This window comes from Amycolatopsis sp. NBC_01480 (genome assembly GCF_036227205.1).
Classification (GTDB): domain Bacteria; phylum Actinomycetota; class Actinomycetes; order Mycobacteriales; family Pseudonocardiaceae; genus Amycolatopsis.
Genome location: NZ_CP109442.1, coordinates 7,962,671 through 7,976,623 on the forward strand (window position 1 = coordinate 7,962,671; position 13,953 = coordinate 7,976,623).

Sequence of the window (13,953 nt, forward strand, 5' to 3'; positions counted from 1 at the left end):
AACTCGAGGAGCACCTGTGACCACTGTTGGTCGTGACGTCAAGACCGAACACCCTGTCGTCGTCCACATGCGGGAGCGTCGCGCCGCCGATGTGCAACTGCGGGTGGCCGACGCGATCACCAGGTTCGCCGGCTCGATGGCGTTCGTCTATCTGCATATCGTCGTCTTCGCGATCTGGATGATCTTCATCGAGAAGAGCCCCTGGCCGACCCTGACGCTGGTCGTGTCCCTCGAAGCGATTTTCCTCTCGACCTTCGTCATGATCGGCCAGAACCGGGCGGCGGCCTTCCAGCAGGCCAAGGCCGACCACGACTTCGTCGAACAGGAGACCGAACTCAAAACCAACACCCAGCTCACCCGAGAGATCCACGTGCTGACCACCGAGCTGGCTCGCCGGGCCGCCGCCGGCGACGCGTAGCCGAACGCTCCGCCACCGTCACAAGGCTCGCCGGATACCTGTTCGTCGACGTGGAGGTAAGGAACGGACGCCAGCGTGGCCCGGCTGTCAGTGGCGGCAGGGACACGATGGCGCGGGGGCAGGCTCAGGTGGCGCAGGCGATGGCTACCGGCGGCGGGATCTCATTTTCCTCCCGGAGATGTGTTTACGGGCTCTATGAACGGAGACACCACGCGTAGGGCCGCACCTTGGAATGGTGGCGGGCGACCCGGCGCGAGGGTAGGTGGGTTGGTCCCGTGGGTTATTCGGTGTCCCCGGTCGTTTTGCAGCCGCCATCCGGCGCTGTCGTACCCGATGAACTGTCCTGAGTCGGGTAGCGCTGGGGCGATGCGTCTGCCGGGTGTCCGCTCAGGCCGGAGCCGTGGCCGTGCTCCCCGCTGCCAGCACGGACGGACGAAGTCGTGCCGGATGTCCTCCGCACGCGAATCCACACCAAGCCGCCCGGAATCCGCAGTCCCGCGGGCCCGGCCGCGGCCTACCGTGGGGTACCGGGCCGACGAGGGCCCGCGGACGGGAGGCGACGAACGTGACGGACGTGCTCCGGCCGCTCGAAGAACGTCATACGGCGGGTGACCTGCTCGCCGAAATCGCGGACCGCGCGCCCGCCGTCGGCGGCAATCCCGGCGGCTGGCCGGGCCTGACCTTCTACCGCTACACCCGGCCCGTCGCCCCGCAGTGGGAAGAGGTGCGGTCGCTCTCGCTGTGCATCATCGCGCAGGGCCGCAAGTGCGTGGTAGCCGACGGGCGCGCGCACGACTACGACCCGTTCAACTACCTGGTGCTGAGCGATCGCCAGCACTTCACCGCGGAGATCCTCGAAGCCACGCCGGCCAAGCCGTTCCTGTCGCTGGTGCTGCAGGTGGACCCCGCGCTCGTGCGGCGGGTGTCGGCCGACGTCGTGGACCGGCGGGCGACCACGTTCGACCGCGTGGCCCACAGCCAGCCCGAGCCGGCGTTCGTCACGCCACTGGATTGCACGCTGATGTCGGCCACCGTGCGGTTCCTCCGCGCGACGGCCACCGGCGCGGACCGCCGGGTGCTGGCCCCCATCTACCTGGCCGAGATGGTGTATCGGATCCTGCAGGCCGAGCAGTACTCGCGGCTGCTGGAGATCGCGGCGTCGGAGGTGGCGCGCAACCCGGTCAGCGAGGTCATCTCCTACGTGCAGGACAACATGTCCGAGCCGCTGACGGTGAGCGACCTGGCGGAACGGGTTTCGCTCAGCCCCTCGGCGTTTTCGCACCTCTTTCGCGAGGTGACCGGGAAATCGCCGTACCAGTTCGTGAAGGAGATGCGGCTCAACCGCGCGCGCGACCTGCTGATCGAAGGCAGGCTGAGCGTCACCCAGGTTTCGAAGGCGGTCGGTTACGCGAGCGCGTCGCATTTCATCAACGAGTTCCGCGCGCGATTCGGGGCGACCCCGCGCGCGTATTCCGATCTTCGCTCGCTGCGGGAGGAATTCGGCGTCCGGAACGGGTGACGGGGGTGCCCGCGGGCACCCCCGTCCCGGCTCAGTGGGCGGTCCCGACCGGTTTCACCGCGCCGGCGAGCCGCTCGGCCAGCGGGGTCGATGAGGCCGGATTCTGCCCGGTGTAAAGGTTTCCGTCCACCACCACGTGCGGATTCCAGGCGTCAGCGCTCTTTTCGAACCGTCCGCCACTGTCGACGAGCCGGTCTTCCAGCAGCCACGGTGCCTGGTCGGCGAAACCGACCTGACTCTCCTCGGCGTTGCTGAAGCCGGTCACCCGGCGGCCCGCGAACAGCCACCGGCCATCGGCGCCGGTCGCCGGCAGCAGTGCCGCGGGCCCGTGGCAGACCGCGGCCACGGGCTTGCCCGCGGCATCGAACTCTGCGATCAGCCGGCCGAACTCCTTGCTGGCGGCCAGATCCTCCATCGGCCCGTGTCCACCCGGGACGAACACGAAGTCGAACTCGGCCGGGTCGGCCTCGTTCAGGTCGGCGGGCGCGCCGAGTTCGCCGCCGATGCTGTCGAGATAGGCGCGGAACCGTTGCCCCGGCTCGGCCGAGCCGCCGTTCATCTCGGGACTGAAACCGGCTTCGTCGGCGGTGGGGACCACCGCGCCCGGGGTGGCGATCACGAGGTCGAAACCGTGGTCGCGGAAGATCTCGTGCGGCACCGCCAGCTCTTCGGGCCAGAAGCCGCACGGGTGCCGGGTGCCGTCGGCCAGCGTCCAGTGGGCCGAGCCGGACACCGCGAACAGTACGCGTGTCATGGGAAGGACCTCGCTCTCGAAAAGGGTGACTCCGGCGCCGTCGGCCGGAAAGACCGTCCCGAAGGTAACCGCGCCGGCCGTGGTGCGAGCCGGTTCGTGCACGAATCTTGCAGACCTCGACCGGAACCCGCACCGGTCGGCGGAATCCGCACATCTTCCGCAGGAATCTTCGATGCGGCCGGGATCACCCCGGAGCTAGCGTTTCGGCACGCCCACGGAAACCGCACGTTCACCTGGAGGTCACATGGCGCGCATCGCCTACCTCGTCTCGAGTGCGAAGGAGATCGAACTCGCCGACGGCAGCCGGCACCCCACCGGCTACTTCGCCGAAGAGGCCGTCAAACCCTACGACCGGTTCGTCGACGCCGGGGCAGAGGTGGTGGTGCTGACGCCCGACGGCGAGCCGCCGTTCGCGGATCCCTACGGGCTGGAGCCCTTTTTCCACTACCCCGAAGAGGATCAGGACTTCTTCGCCGCCGTGACCCGCACGTTCCACCACGACCCGGACGACATCCGGATCACGCTGCACCAGAACACCGAGCTGGGCCTGGTCGCGGCGCGGCGGATCGCCGAACGGCTGAAGGCCCGCGGGTTCTCGCCCGCGGAGGCCCACACGCTGGTCAGCAAGGCGGCCAAGATCGCCTGGCGCGAGGACCGGCCGCTTGCCGACGTGATGGTGGGCGAGGGGCTCGACGGCGGCCTGCCCGCCGAGGAGATCCGCGCCGCCGTCGCCGAACTGGACGCCGCCAGCCGTCAGCTGGCCGCGGACCGCAAGGCGAAGCTGGACGCCATCCCCGGCTTCCGGCAGCCCACCTCGCTGGCCGGCTTGAGCGACGAGCAGCTCGCCGGGTTCGACGCCGTTTTCGCCCCCGGCGGGCACGGGCCGATGGTCGACCTCGCCGACAACCCCGACGTGGCGAGGCTGCTGAAGGCGCTGCACGACAGGCAGGCCCCGATCGCCGCACTGTGCCACGGGCCCGCGCTGCTGCTGTCGGCCCCCGAACGCGAAGACGGGCAGTGGCTCTTCGACGGCTACCGCCTGACCTGCTTCACCGACGAGGAGGAGGACCAGACGGTGCCGGGCAAGCTCGGCCTGCCGTGGTACGTCGACACGGCGCTGAAGAACGCGGGCGCGGTGTTCGACGACGGGCCGTCGGCGTGGGTCTCGCACGTGGTCGTGGACCGGAACCTGATCACCGGCCAGAACCCCGCCTCCACCGAGGCGACGGCCGACGCGCTGCTGAAGGCGGTGGGACAGCGATGAAACTCTTCACCCGCAAGGACCAGGCCGAAGACCGGGCCGGCGCAGCGGAGGTGACTCCCGCAGAGACCGTGTCGGCCTTCCTGACCGCGTTCGGCCGGCGAGACGTCGAGGCCGCACTGTCCGTTGTGGACGATTCCGTGCGGGTCGACATCCACCCGACCGGACTGCGCGAAGGCGGCTCGGCCGAGCTGCGGGCCTTTCTCACCGAGACCGCCACGGCGTTCCCGGACCTGCTCGTGACGGTGAAGAACCTCATCGAGACCGGCTCCGTGGTCACCGCGGAACTGAAGGTGGAGGGCACGCAGGCGGCGGTTTACCTCGGCGCGATCAACCAGGAGAAGCACCTCGACGTGGACCAGGCCTGGCGGTTCACCGTCTCCGGTGACCGGGTCACCGCAGTCGACGCGTACTGGTGCCAGAACCAGCTGTACCGGCGGCTCGCCGTGAAGCGCCTCGACCAGATCTCGCTCGTGTGAGGGGAACCCGATGACGACAACCGAACTGCAGAGCCGCAGCCGGGAAGCGGCAGACCAGGTCACCGCCTTCTTCGACGCCTACCGGCGCCACGACGTCGACGCGATGACCGACCTGTGCGCCGACAACGCCGACTTCTCCTACGTGCCGTTCGAGGTCTGGGGAAAGCAGCGTGTGCTGCGCGGCGACGGCAAGGTGAAGACGGTCGGCAAGACCATCTGGGTCGGGCTGATCGCCTCCTTCCCCGACCTGTTCACCGACGTCCACACCGTCGACGCGAACGACGCCGGCGACGTGGTGGTCACCTGCGACATCGGCGGCGGGCAGCAGCTCGCCTGGGGCCCCGCCGAACCTCGCGGAGGGAAGTTCAGCGAGCCCCACCTGTTCATCTTCCACGTCGATGGCGACGGGCTCATCGACCGGATCTCCGCGTACTGGGACGGGGCGGGCATCAACCGCCAGCTCGGCCACCTCGAAGTCGACTGAGAAGGGAAGCACCGATGGCTCTGCTGAAACGGGAAGAGTGGCAGGGGTTCGTCCGCGACGTTGACTGGACCTACAGCTACGTCGACGACGAGGCCGTGTTCCCCGAATGGCACAGCGGCACCGGCAAGGTGCCGCGGGAGGCCTGGCTGGATTGGGAAGAGGACTACAAGGTCACCTACCCCGACTATGTGGCGACCCAGCGCGACAAGGAGCAGTCCGCGTACGCGGTCAAGGCCGCGCTCCAGCGTTCGACCACGTTCGACCACCTCGACGAGGGCTGGAAGTCCTCGACCAAGATGCACTTCGGCGGCGTCGCGCTGGTCGAGTACGCGGCCGTGCTCGGCGAGCTGAAAATGGCGCGGTTCGGGCTCAACGCGGCCTGGCGCAACATGGCCGCCTTCGGCCAGCTGGACGAGCTGCGGCACGCGCAGATCACCACGTTCTTCGGGCACGAGTTCATCAAGAAGGACCCGCAGTACGACTGGACCCAGAAGACGTTCCACATGGACAACTGGGTGCCGATCTCGCTGCGGAACCTGTTCGACGGCATGATGATCGCCCCGAACGTGGTGGACCTCGCGATCGCGCTGCCGTTCACCTTCGAGACCGGCTTCACCAACCTCCAGTTCGTGGCGCTCGCGTCCGACGCGCTGGAGGCCGGCGACGTCAACTTCGCCAACATGATCTCCTCGATCCAGACCGACGAGGCCCGCCACTCCCAGCAGGGCGGCCCGACGATGGAGATCCTCGTCGAGCACGACCCCGTGCGCGCCCAGTGGATCATCGACAAGAACTTCTGGGGCTCGGCCCGCGCGTTCGCCGCGCTCACCGGGCCGGCGATGGACTACTACACCCCGCTGGAACACCGGAAGCAGTCCTACCGGGAGTTCATGGAGGAGTGGATCGTCGACCAGTTCGTGCACACGATCGAGGACTACGGGCTGAAGAAGCCGTGGTTCTGGGACGAGTTCATGCGCGGCCTCGACACCTGGCACCACGGTCTGCACATGGGCCTGTGGACTTGGCGCCCGACGCTGTGGTGGCGCCCGAAGGCCGCCGTCAGCAAGGACGAACGCGATTGGCTGCGTGAAAAGTACCCGAACTGGGAGCGGGTCTACGGCGACAAGTGGGACGTGATCATCGACAACATCAACGCCAACAACGTCGAGGCCACGCTGCCCGAGACGCTGCCGTGGCTGTGCAGCATGTGTAACCTGCCGTGCTGCAACGCCGTGCAGACCCGGTCCGGCCGCTGGCGCATCCCGAGCTACCAGCTGGACTACGACGGCAAGACGCATCATTTCTGCACCAACGCCTGCCGCCAGATCTGGTGGAAGGACCGCGACAACGTCAACCACGAGACGCTGATCGACCGGTTCCTCGCCGGGCAGATCCAGCCGATGGACGTCGGCGGCATTCTCGCCCACATGGGGCTCACGCCCGAGGTGATGGGCGACGACCCGGACTACGAGGCGTGGACGAGGGACTACGTCGGCCGCCCCGCGGCCGGCCTGGCACTGGCCACCGGCGCGGGGGAGGACTGAGCCATGCCCGAAACCGTCGAGCTGGGGCCGGAGGACCAGGCCCCGCAGCTGGTGCCGCTCAACGCGATCTTCGCGGACGACTTCGTGCAGATCCTGGTGCCGGTCACCACCGCGGACACGATCCGGGAGGTGGCGGCCGCGGTCGCCCACCACGTCGAGGGCAAGCGAGTGCGGGCCCGCGACGCCGAGAAGGTCGTGTTCCACAAAGGACGGCGGCTGGCGCCGGAGCTGACCGTGGCCGAGGCGGGCATCGGGCCGCTCGACCACGTCCGTGTCGAGTACGACCTGCCGGAGGGAGCACGGTGAAGAACCCAGTGGGCCCGATCCTGCGCATGGGCGACGAGGTGGAGCAGGTGATCGCGGCGATCGAGGACGACAACCCGGACCAGGAGATCGAAGTCATCGACCGGGGCGCGTACGTCCGGGTGCAGGGTGAGGACCGGGTGGTGCTGACCGAGGAGACGCTGCGCCGCTACCTGGGCGGCGAGTTCGAGATCCGCTCGCTCGAGACCATGATGTCGTCCTTCGCCGGGCGAGTGATCACCACGAGCGGCTCGATCGTCTGGGAGAAGATCTCGGCGCGGCGGGCCGCGTCGGCCGGTGAAGGGGTGAAGGCATGACCCAGCCGAAGAAAACAAGGCCACGTAAGACGTTCAGCGCGTTCGGTGACATCCGCCGGATGCCGAGCGACTACGAGATCGTCACGCACGCGCAGAACTGGACGCTGCGCAAGAACCGCACCGGCGCGTTCGAGCAGAACCCGTCCTCGGCGGCCAACCTGTGGTTCCTGACCTACCGTGACAAGTCGCCGTTGCAGGTCGACGACTGGGACGCCTTCCGCGACCCCGACGCGCTGACCTACAAGACCTACGTCACGGTGCAGGCCGAAGCCGAGGCCAAAACCGGTGGTGTGCTCGAAGAGTACGCAGGTTCGGACGCCGCGCTGACGCCCGGGCAGCTGTCCCTGCTGACCTCGCTGTTCACGCCGTCGCGCTACCTCCTGCACGGCTGCCAGCAGATCCAGGCGTACCTCGGTTACCTGGCCCCGACCTCGTACGTGACCAACACGGCGGGTTTCGCCACGGCCGACTACCTGCGCCGGGTCACGCTGACCGCGTACCGGACCCGCGAACTGCAGATCGCGCACCCGGACAGTGGGGCCGGCACCGCCGAGCGGCAGGTCTGGGAAACCCTCGGCGCCTGGCAGCCCGCCCGGCGCGCGGTGGAGAAGGCGCTCGTCAGCTACGACTGGGGAGAGGCGTTCGTCGCGCTGAACCTGGTGCTCGCGCCGACCTTCGACGACGTGCTGGTGCGGCAGTTCAAGGAGGTTTCGCGGGAGAACCGCGACGAAGAGTCCTGGCTGCTGTTGTCGTTCCTGCAGGAGGACAACAACCGGCGCAACCGGTGGAGTTCGGCGCTGGCGCGGTTCGCCGTGGAGCAGCGGCCGTCCAACGCCGGCGTGCTGCGGCGCTGGATCGACCGCTGGTCGCCGATCGCGGACGCGGCGGCGGCCGGGCTGGGCGAGCTGCTCGAGGCCCGGCCGGAGCACGGTCGTCCGGCGAGCGAGGTGGCCGCCGGCGCGAAGGCCGCCCGTGAGGCCTTCCACGAACCGATCTTCGAACCGGAAGGGATGCGTGCGGCGCGGTGAGCGGAGCGGTGACCGGGCAGTGGCAGGAGGCCATGCAGCTCGACGAGCTGTGGGAAGGCGAGATGGCGGGTGTCGAGATCGGCGGGGAGAAGGTCCTGCTGATGAACGTCGACGGTCACGTGCGGGCGTACCGGAACCGCTGCCCGCACCAGGCCTGGGCACTCGACGAGGGTGACTTCGACGGCGAGACCCTCACCTGCGCCCGGCACCTGTGGGTGTTCGACGCCCGCAGCGGCACCGGCGTGAACCCGGACAACTGCCGGCTGGCCTCGTTCCCCTGCAAGGTGGACGAGGACGGCACGATCCGGGTGGACCTCGGATGAAGACCCGGCGTTGTGTGCTCGTGGGCGGCGGTGTCGCGGCCGCGTCGGCCGCCGCCCACCTGCGTAAGCGGGGTTTCGACGGCGAGGTGGTGCTGGCCGGCGAGGAAGTGGTAGCGCCGTATGAGCGACCGCCGCTGTCGAAGGAGTTCCTGACGGGGCCGCCGGAGCTGGTGCAGCCGCTGGCGCCGGACTGGTACGCGGCGAACGGCGTCGAGTTGCGGCTCGGCGTCCGCGCCGTGGACCTCGACGTGGCCGGGCGGAGCATCGGACTGTCCACAGGGGAGCGTCTGGGCTACGACGACCTGGTGCTGGCCACGGGTGCGCGGCCGCGGCGTCTTCCGGGCTTCGACGGTGAGGGAATCCACTACCTGCGCACGGCCGCCGACTCCGGACGGCTGCGCGCCGAGCTGGCGACGGCGCGGCGGATCGTGATCCTCGGCGCCGGGTTCATCGGCTGCGAGGTGGCCGCTTCCGCCATCACGCTCGGCACGCGGGTCACCCTGTTCGAGCCCGAGCCGGCTCCGCTCGCGCGGGTGCTCGGCCCGGCCATCGGCGCGGTGCTGATGGACATCCATCGTGAGCGAGGCGTGGAAATTCGCGCGGGCGAGTACGTCACGGCAGTGGAACGCGGCAGGCACGGTTTGGTGCTGACCACCAGCCGCGGTGACCGCGTGGAGGCCGATCTGGTGGTCGTCGGCGTCGGCTCGGTGCCGAACGTCGAGCTGGGACAGGACGCCGGGCTCGCCGTGGCGAACGGCGGGATCGCGGTCGACGAGTACGGCCGGACGTCGGCGCCGCACGTCTACGCGGCCGGTGACGTCGCCGCCCAGCACCACCCGCGTTACGGCACGCGGATCCGGGTCGAGCACCACGACACCGCCGTGCGCCAGGGTGCGAACGTCGCCGCCAACCTGACCGGCGAGGCGACGCCGTTCGAAGAGGCGCACTGGTTCTGGTCGGACCAGTACGAGCACAGCCTGCAGTCGACCGGCCGCATGGGCGACTTCGGCTCGGCTGTGCTCCGCGGCAGCCTGGCCGAACGCAGCTTCTCGGCGTTCTCACTGGTGGACGGCCGGATCCAGGGTGTCATCTCGCTGAACCGGCCCGGTGACGTGCTCGCGGTCCGCCGGATGCTGTTCGCACCACACGAGGTGACGGCCGCTCAGCTCGCCGACGAATCGCTGCCGCTGAAACGGCTGCTGCCGCGGACCAAAGCGGCACCCCGGGCCGGGGCCCGCTGAATCTCACCGAGGAGGAACTGTCGTGACGACCCTTGCGGTGCTGGAAACGGTGGCGCCTCAGACCCGGGTGACAGCCGCCGACGCGCGGACGGCGCTGGCGAGCGTGCGTGGGCTGAGCGTGGTGGACGCGGTCGCGAAGCTGCGGCTGGGGCCCTGCCGCACGTGTGAGCCGGTGGCCCGGGTGCTCGACCGGGCGCTGGCGAACGCCGGCCGCGCCGGGCTTTCGGCCGGGCAGCTGGTCGTGGTGGGCGGTTCCGCCACACCCGCGGAGCCGATCGTGCGGGTACGGCGGAAGGCGCACGGCAAAGCCGACTGGATCAGCAGCGAGACGGCCGACGTGCGCGTCGAGCTGCAACCGGCCGGTGCGTACGAAGCCGCTGCCGTGCCGGCGCCCGTCGTCGCCGCGGACGAAACCGTGGTCGGCGGCGCGCCGGAGGACGCGCGCTCGGTTCCGGTGCGAGAGGCGCTTTACGAAGTGCTCGACCCGGACCTGGGCGTCAACGTCGTCGATCTGGGATTCGTGCGGGGCGTGACGGTGGACGAGCACGACGTCGCCACGCTGACCATGACGCTGACCTCGCCCGCGTGCCCGCTGACCGGGATCATGGAGGACCAGATCCGCACGGCGCTGCTGGAGGACTCCGGGATCGTCGCGGACTTCCGCGTGGTGTGGGTCTGGTCCCCGTCGTGGCGGCCGTCGGACATCAGCGACGACGGCCGCGAACAGTTGCGCGCCATCGGGTTCAGCAACTTTTGAGCAGTTCTGGCAATTCTGAGCACTTCGGAGGGTTCATGGCTTACGTCGTCGTCGCCACCTGGGTCGCGAAGCCGGGGCAGGCGGAGAAGATCCGGCAGATCCTGGAAACGGTCACGCCCGGCAACCGGGCGGAGGAGAAGATGCTGGAATTCCAGGCACACGTCAGCCGGGACGACCCGGACACCTTTGTGCTGTACGAGAAGTACGTCGACGCCTCCGGGTACGCCGACCACCGCGCCACCGACGCGTTCCAGAAGCACGTGCTCGGCGAAGCGATCCCGAACCTGGCCGAGCGGAGTGTGCGGGAGTTCGAGACCATCGGGTGACCGGCGCCTCGCTTCGCTCGTCTGCGGGGCGTAAACTCCCAGGTCCAAACGGCAGAGTCGCCGCTGCGGTCGGGGCGGCTCCGTGACGTCGGAGGCAGGCATGGTGCGGTCCGTTCCGCCGCTGGAAGACCGGATGACACCCGGCGACCTGATCGCCGAGCTGGCGGGACGCGCACCGGAGGTCGGCGGCAACACCGGCCTGTGGCCGGGGCTGACGATCTACCGCTTCCACGAGCCGACCGCGCCGAGCTGGGAAGAGGTCCAGTCGTTGTCGCTGTGTGTGGTCAGCCAGGGCCGCAAGTGCGTGACGGTGGACGGGCAGCCCTACCGGTACGACCCGTTCAACTACCTGGTCCTGAACAGCCACCTGCATTTCCAGGCCGAGATCCTCGAGGCCACCGTCACGAAGCCGTTCCTCTCCTTCGTGCTCCAGATCGACCCCGCGGTGGTGCGGCGGGTGTCGGTGGAAATGCTGGAACAGCGGCGCGCGGAAATGCTGGTCGACAGCCCGCCGGACCCGTCGAAGGCGTTCGTCTCGGCGCTGGACTCCGGGCTGATGAGTTCGGTCGTCCGGTTCCTGCGGGCGCTGTCCACCGGGCCGGACCGGCGGATCCTGGCGCCCGCGTACCTGCAGGAGATGGTCTACCGCGTGTTGCAGGCCGAGCAGTACGAGCGGCTGCTGGAAATCGCCGCGGCGCAGCAGAACCACGATCCGGTCGCGCGGGTCGTCACGTTCATCCAGGACAACCTGGCCGAGCCGCTGACTGTCACCGACATGGCGGAGCAGGTGGCGATGAGCCCGTCGGCGCTGACCGCGCTGTTCCGGCAGTCCACCGGGAAGTCGCCGTACCAGTTCGTCAAGGAGATGCGGCTGACCAGGGCACGGGACCTGCTGGTACGCGGCGACGGCACCGTGGTGTCGGTGTCCCGAGCCGTCGGCTACCCGAGCGCGTCGCACTTCATCAACGAGTTCCGCCGGCGGTTCGGGTTGCCACCGCGGGCGTACTGCGACCTGAGCACGCTGCGTTCACAGCTGGGTGCGCAGCACACCGCGAACCCGACCTGATCCCGTTCGGCCGGCACGCGCGCGCTCCACTTCGGGCACTCGCAGCGCACCAAGGATCCGCGTCACGGACTGCTGTGTGCACCAGGCGACTTGGCTTGCGCAGCCGGACCCCGTACCTCTTGGGCGGAGCGCGAACTGCCGGCCCGGATCAGCTCGGAACGCCGCCGGTCGACCGACGGCGCCATCGAGGGCGAGCGGGCTGTCACAAGGCCCCGTAGCCTCCGTTGAGGTGGCCCTTTTCGCTGAAGTGACTTGCAAGCGAAGGGCGAACGCGAGTGCCGCCGATGTTCGGCGAACAAGGCGGTGATCGACTGTCCGGTCGTCGCGGCGTTCGGGCCGGCCGGACTCCTTTCCGTTTCCTCTGTGCCAGGGCGCGTCGGTGCCCCGTAGATCCGTTTTCGCCGTCACGATCGCCGATCGGTGATCTTCCGGTCGAGCCAGGCCAGCAGTTCGGTGACGACCTCGGCGCGGTTGGTCTCGTTGAGGATCTCGTGCCGGGCGCCCGGATAGGTCACGAGGGTGACGTCGGTGAGACCGGCCGCCCGGTAGCGGCCCGCGAGCGGCTCGACGAGCGCGAGCTGCCCGTTCACGGGATCCTGTTCCCCGACGGCGAGGTACACCGGCAGGCCGGCGCGTATCGCCTTGAGCGTGTCCGGTTCGGCCAAGCGACGTGCCTCGGCGAACATCGCTTTGACCGACTCCCGGTCCAGGCCGAAACCACAGCGCGGGTCCTTGAGGTAAGCGTCGACGATCGTCTCGTCGCGGGTCAGCCACTCGAACTCGGTCCGCGCCGGCTGGAACGGCGCGTTGAACATGGCCAGGTCGAGTTCCTGGTCCAGATCCAGTGCGGGTTCGAGCAGGTCGAGCAGCGCGGTGCCGGTGAGTACGAGGGCGTCGAGTCGATCGCTGTGCCCGGGCAGGTACTGCTGGGCCGCGAAGGAGCCCATGCTGTGCGCCAGCAGGGCGAGCGGGAGCCCGGGTTGTTCCGCGCGGATCAGCTTCGAGAGCCTGCCGATGTCCTCGACGAGGTGGTGCCAGCCGCCCGGACCGAGCTTGCCGAGATCGTCCTCGGAGGTGGCGGTGTTTCCGTGGCCGCGGTGGTCCTGGCCGTAGACCACGTAGCCGGCGGCGGCCAGCGCCAGTGCAGTCTCGTCGTAGCGCAGGACGTGCTCGCCCATGCCGTGCGTCAGCTGGACCGCGCCCACCGGCGGTGTGGCCGGGTCCCAGCGGTAGGCCGTGATGGCGAGACCGTCCGCGCCCGGATAGGTGAAGCGCTCGGTGTGCATGGCGGGCCTTTCCGTTGTGTGGTGCGGAACCCGGGCGGGTCAGCCCGCGGAGATGCCGCCGTTGACGCTGATGGCCTGGCCGGTCAGCTTGGCCGCGCCCGGGCCGCCGAGGAAAACGATCAGCGACGCGAGGTCTTCCGGCTCGGCGACGCCCAGGTGTGCTTGGGCGGCGGCCTTTTCGAACAGCGCCTTGCTGAACCCGTCCCGCAGCACGTTCTCGGCGGTCGGGGTGCCGGCGATCAAGGACGGGGTCACGGCGTTCACCCGCACCCCGTCGCGCTTGGCCTCGATCGCGGTGACCCGCGAGAACATCACGATGGCCGCCATGGCGGCGCCCAGCACCGCTTCGCCCGGCGTCGGGACCTTGGCGGCGTCGGAGGCGATGTTCACGATGCTGCCGCCGCCCTGCTCCCGCATGAGCGGCAGCACCGCGCGGGTCAGGTGCATCGGCGGCAGTGCCTGCCCGGTCAGGATCTTGGCGAGATCGGCCGGGGGCGTCCGGTGCAGGAGCTCGGGCCGGTAGGTCGCGGTCACCGAGTTCACCAGCACGTCGATCGCGCCGAGGGCCGAGCGCACCTCGCCGACCGCGGCGTTCACCTGGTCGAGGTCGCCGGCGTCGGTGGGCACGAACACGACCTCGGCCTCCGGGTGCCGGTCTCGGAGCGCCTGGCGGGCGGCGTCCCCGCGCTCGGTGTTCCTGGCCAGGAGCGCGATGCGGCGGACCCCGGCCGCCAGGAACCCGAAGGCGCTGGCCAGCCCCACACCGGAGGTCCCGCCCGCGATGAGCACCGCGGACTCGGGATAGTCGCGAACAAGGGGCACAGAGACCTCCGGGGCTGTCGGGTAC

Annotated in this window: 17 protein-coding genes; 14 read left to right on the forward strand and 3 right to left on the reverse strand. The window is 69.5% G+C overall.

Translation table 11 applies throughout. The features are described 5' to 3' along the window. Positions 1-16: 16 nt before the first annotated feature. Together OG371_RS37460 and OG371_RS37465 are read left to right on the forward strand one after the other, a co-directional pair. Complete coding sequence (locus OG371_RS37460) at positions 17-418, forward strand: DUF1003 domain-containing protein (protein ID WP_329060710.1); 402 nt, start codon at positions 17-19, stop codon at positions 416-418. A gap of 565 nt (positions 419-983) precedes the next feature. Continuing rightward, entirely contained in the window at positions 984-1,937 is a 954-nt protein-coding gene (locus OG371_RS37465; protein ID WP_329060713.1) for an AraC family transcriptional regulator, read from the forward strand. A 31-nt stretch (positions 1,938-1,968) separates the two neighbouring features. On the opposite strand, the gene OG371_RS37470 is transcribed toward OG371_RS37465, so the two are convergent. Next, complete coding sequence (locus tag OG371_RS37470) at positions 1,969-2,691, reverse strand: type 1 glutamine amidotransferase domain-containing protein (RefSeq protein ID WP_329060715.1); 723 nt, start codon at positions 2,689-2,691, stop codon at positions 1,969-1,971. A 244-nt stretch (positions 2,692-2,935) separates the two neighbouring features. Between OG371_RS37470 and OG371_RS37475 the strand changes: the two genes are divergently transcribed. From OG371_RS37475 to OG371_RS37530, 12 genes are all read left to right on the forward strand, one after another. Then, positions 2,936-3,955, forward strand: coding sequence for a DJ-1/PfpI family protein (locus tag OG371_RS37475; protein WP_329060717.1), 1,020 nt, complete (start codon positions 2,936-2,938; stop codon positions 3,953-3,955). Continuing rightward, the gene (locus OG371_RS37480) at positions 3,952-4,431 is read left to right on the forward strand and encodes a nuclear transport factor 2 family protein (protein ID WP_329060720.1); all 480 of its coding nucleotides are present in this window, start codon (positions 3,952-3,954) and stop codon (positions 4,429-4,431) included. The genes OG371_RS37475 and OG371_RS37480 overlap by 4 nt, the downstream gene beginning before the upstream one ends. Before the next feature lie 10 nt (positions 4,432-4,441). Next, positions 4,442-4,915 carry a nuclear transport factor 2 family protein gene (locus OG371_RS37485; protein WP_329060722.1) on the forward strand — a complete coding sequence of 158 codons (474 nt, stop codon included), beginning with the start codon at positions 4,442-4,444 and terminating at the stop codon, positions 4,913-4,915. A gap of 14 nt (positions 4,916-4,929) precedes the next feature. Beyond that, positions 4,930-6,459: a toluene monooxygenase gene (locus OG371_RS37490; protein ID WP_329060724.1), complete on the forward strand. Its 1,530-nt coding sequence runs from the start codon at positions 4,930-4,932 to the stop codon at positions 6,457-6,459. Between the two features lie 3 nt (positions 6,460-6,462). Then, positions 6,463-6,765 (forward strand): toluene-4-monooxygenase system B family protein, encoded by a 303-nt coding sequence (locus OG371_RS37495; protein ID WP_329060726.1) that lies wholly within the window; start codon positions 6,463-6,465, stop codon positions 6,763-6,765. Beyond that, complete coding sequence (locus OG371_RS37500; RefSeq protein ID WP_329060728.1) at positions 6,762-7,079, forward strand: MmoB/DmpM family protein; 318 nt, start codon at positions 6,762-6,764, stop codon at positions 7,077-7,079. Before OG371_RS37495 ends, OG371_RS37500 begins: the two co-directional genes overlap by 4 nt. Beyond that, positions 7,076-8,107, forward strand: a complete 1,032-nt coding sequence (locus OG371_RS37505; protein WP_329060730.1) for a toluene hydroxylase — start codon at positions 7,076-7,078, stop codon at positions 8,105-8,107. The genes OG371_RS37500 and OG371_RS37505 overlap by 4 nt, the downstream gene beginning before the upstream one ends. Next, positions 8,104-8,430, forward strand: coding sequence for a Rieske 2Fe-2S domain-containing protein (locus OG371_RS37510; protein ID WP_329060733.1), 327 nt, complete (start codon positions 8,104-8,106; stop codon positions 8,428-8,430). Before OG371_RS37505 ends, OG371_RS37510 begins: the two co-directional genes overlap by 4 nt. Next, entirely contained in the window at positions 8,427-9,671 is a 1,245-nt protein-coding gene (locus tag OG371_RS37515) for an NAD(P)/FAD-dependent oxidoreductase (protein ID WP_329060734.1), read from the forward strand. The genes OG371_RS37510 and OG371_RS37515 overlap by 4 nt, the downstream gene beginning before the upstream one ends. A 22-nt stretch (positions 9,672-9,693) precedes the next feature. Continuing rightward, positions 9,694-10,428, forward strand: coding sequence for an iron-sulfur cluster assembly protein (locus tag OG371_RS37520; protein ID WP_329060736.1), 735 nt, complete (start codon positions 9,694-9,696; stop codon positions 10,426-10,428). A 35-nt stretch (positions 10,429-10,463) separates the two neighbouring features. Further along, complete coding sequence (locus OG371_RS37525) at positions 10,464-10,754, forward strand: putative quinol monooxygenase (protein WP_329060738.1); 291 nt, start codon at positions 10,464-10,466, stop codon at positions 10,752-10,754. 100 nt (positions 10,755-10,854) lie between these two features. After that, complete coding sequence (locus tag OG371_RS37530; protein WP_329060740.1) at positions 10,855-11,820, forward strand: AraC family transcriptional regulator; 966 nt, start codon at positions 10,855-10,857, stop codon at positions 11,818-11,820. A gap of 404 nt (positions 11,821-12,224) precedes the next feature. Here the strand turns inward: OG371_RS37530 and OG371_RS37535 are convergent, their stop codons facing one another. Both OG371_RS37535 and OG371_RS37540 read right to left on the reverse strand, forming a co-directional pair. Continuing rightward, the gene (locus tag OG371_RS37535; protein WP_329060742.1) at positions 12,225-13,106 is read right to left on the reverse strand and encodes an alpha/beta hydrolase; all 882 of its coding nucleotides are present in this window, start codon (positions 13,104-13,106) and stop codon (positions 12,225-12,227) included. A gap of 39 nt (positions 13,107-13,145) precedes the next feature. Next, the gene (locus OG371_RS37540) at positions 13,146-13,928 is read right to left on the reverse strand and encodes an SDR family NAD(P)-dependent oxidoreductase (protein ID WP_329060744.1); all 783 of its coding nucleotides are present in this window, start codon (positions 13,926-13,928) and stop codon (positions 13,146-13,148) included. Positions 13,929-13,953 lie beyond the last annotated feature (25 nt).